This window comes from Salipiger sp. (assembly GCF_059781815.1).
The window spans coordinates 1-2,644 of sequence record NZ_JBYNAH010000370.1; the positions used below are offsets into that span (position 1 = coordinate 1).

At 65.5% G+C, this 2,644-nt stretch carries 2 protein-coding genes; both read right to left on the minus strand.

Annotation, left to right across the window (positions count from 1 at the left end):
- Positions 1-448 (minus strand): sugar phosphate nucleotidyltransferase (locus tag AC6RA4_RS24785; RefSeq protein WP_500164875.1); only part of this gene is annotated, 448 nt, incomplete at its 3' end.
- Positions 449-668: 220 nt separating this feature from the next.
- Positions 669-2,333: a BCCT family transporter gene (locus AC6RA4_RS24790; RefSeq protein WP_500164877.1), complete on the minus strand. Its 1,665-nt coding sequence runs from the start codon at positions 2,331-2,333 to the stop codon at positions 669-671.
- Positions 2,334-2,644 lie beyond the last annotated feature (311 nt).

Sequence of the window (2,644 nt, forward strand, 5' to 3'; positions counted from 1 at the left end):
GGTCGGGGCGGATGCCGAACAGCACCAGCTTGCCGGCCTCGGTCGCCTTCAGCCCTGTCTCGACGGCGGCGTGGAAGGCGGCGGTATCGGCGACCTCGTGATCCGCCGGCGCGACCAGCATCGCAGCGTCGGGATCCTTGGCATGCAGGTAGAGCGCCGTCGCGAGCACCGCCGGCGCGGTGTTGCGCCCCTCCGGCTCGATCAGGATGGCGCCGGGATCAATGCCCAAGGCGGCGAGCTGTTCGGTGACGATGAAGCGGAAATCCGAGTTGGTCACGGCGATGGGCTTGTCGAAGCAGGCCGCCCCGCTCAGCCGCATCGCGGTCTTCTGAAACAGGCTCTCTTCCTCGAGAAGGCTGGCGAACTGCTTCGGAAAGCTCTTCCGCGACACCGGCCAAAGCCGCGTCCCGGAACCACCACACAGAATGACGGGGGTAATCTTCGTCATGGGAAATCCACTGCTCCTTCAATGGCCGCTCGCCGCTTCGACGTCGGCGCCGCTTCGCGTTTTACCCGGACGGTACCCCAGAGAAATCAGAGTTGCCAGAAGCTGTCTGAGATCGCCTCGATTTTGCCGGGAGGCGATGCAAGCGCGTTCGGACGGGCGGAATTCCCCAACGCAAACACCTCCGCAGTGGCCTGCGGGGGTGTGTCTCGACGCGGCGGCGTCACTCTGCCGGGTTCACCTGACCCACAGGCGCGTCCTCGCGCGCGCGGTCGCGCTCGACATAGGCATCGTGGATGTCGCCGGGCATGTTGTGCTCGGCCTCGCGGTCGCTGCGGTAGCGCTGGCGGTGCCGGTGGATCATCAGATCGTCCCAGCGCAGCGCCCGCACCAGCGACCAGGCGATCAGGCAAAGCACCACCGCGAAGGGGAAGCCCGCGACGACCGCCGCCGCCTGCAGCGCCTGAAGCCCGCCGGCGAGCAGCAGCACCGAGGCCACCGCGCCTTCGGTCACCGCCCAGAAGATCCGCTGGATCTTCGGCGGGTTGGGATCGCCGCCGGCGGTCAGCATGTCGATGACAAAGCTGCCCGAGTCCGACGAGGTCACGAACCACATCACGATCAGAACCGTGGCAAAGATCGCCGTCAGCCCCGAGAGCGGGAAATACTCCAGCAACACGAACATGGTGTTGGCGTAGTTCTCCTGCGTCGCCTGGACCAGCGTCTGGTCGCCGCCGAGCGAGATCGAGATCGCGGTGCCGCCAAAGGCGGTGAACCAGAAGAACATGATCGTGCAGGGCAGCAGCATCACGCCCAGAACGAACTCGCGCACCGTGCGGCCGCGGCTGATGCGGGCGATGAACACACCGACGAACGGCGCCCAGCTGACCCACCAGGCCCAGTAGAAGATCGTCCAGCTGTCCTGCCAGGTGCTGCCCTCGTTGCCGCCGATCCAGCCTTCGTTCCAGGTGCCGAGCGGGATCAGCCGGCTCAGGTAGTAGCCGAGATTGTCGATGAAGCTGTCGAAGATGAACAGCGTCGGGCCGACGATCACCATGAAGGCGAGCAGCACCATGGTGAGGATGATGTTGATGTTCGAGAGCCGCTTGATGCCGCCATCGAGCCCCGCCACCACCGACAGCGTCGCCATCAGGGTGATCGCGGCGATGATCAGGATCTGCACCAAGGCGTTGTTGGGCACGCCAAAGACCTGCTCGAGGCCCGCATTCACCTGCGTCGCGCCAAGGCCCAGCGAGGTGACGATGCCGAACATGGTGCCGAAGACCGCGACGATGTCGACCACATCGCCCCAGAAGCCGTAGACCCTGTCGCCGATCAGCGGGTAGAGCGTCGAGCGGATCGACAGCGGCAGGCCCTTGCGGAAGTGGTAATAGGCCAGCGCGAGGCCGACCACGGCATAGATCGCCCAGGCGTGGAAGCCCCAGTGCATGAAGCTGATCGCCATCGCCTCCTGCGCGGCGGCGACGCTCTGCGCCTCCTCCATCGGCGGCGCAAGGAAGTGGTACATGGGCTCGGCCACGCCCCAGTAGATCAGGCCGATCCCAATGCCGGCGCTGAACAGCATCGCGGTCCAGGAGAAGATCGAGTATTCCGGGTCCTCGTTCATCTTGCCCAGGCGGATGTCCCCAAACGGGCCGATGGCCATGACGATGGTGAAGAGCAGAAGCGCATTCACCAGCAGGATCATCGCCCAGCCCAGGTAGCGCGCCAGAAGGGTCTGAAGTCCGGTGAAGACGGTGTTGGCGAGATCGTTGAACAGCACCCCGAACAGGATGAAGCCCACGATCAGGCCGGCGGAGACAATGAAGACGGGCCGGTGAACCTTTGGAAAGATCCAAAAGGATTCCTGCGGTCTCATCTGCTTCATATCGTGGTCCCTCTCGGTGTTATCGTTAGCGACGCAACGCGCCGCCCACGCAAAAGGTTCACGAGAGAGTGAGGTTTTCTCGACCGAGGGAACCGGCGGCCTTTCGCCGGGGCAGCTCGCCGCCGCGCCGGAATTCCGCCGAGGGCGGCCGGCGCGGCGCGCCCTCAGGCGCTGCCCGAGATGTCCTTCAGAACCGCAACCGACTGGGTCTCGACGGTCAGCCGGCCGCCGACCGGCTCGGCGCAAGAGACCGGGTCGCGCGCGGTGTCGAGCACCAGCTGCCAGTCGCCATCCTCGGGCAGCGCGAAGGT

What these genes read in the sequence shown, in the direction of transcription:
- AC6RA4_RS24790 (WP_500164877.1), bottom strand. Translation starts at nt 2,333, where the DNA reads ATGAAGCAGATGAGACCGCAGGAATCCTTTTGGATCTTTCCAAAGGTT.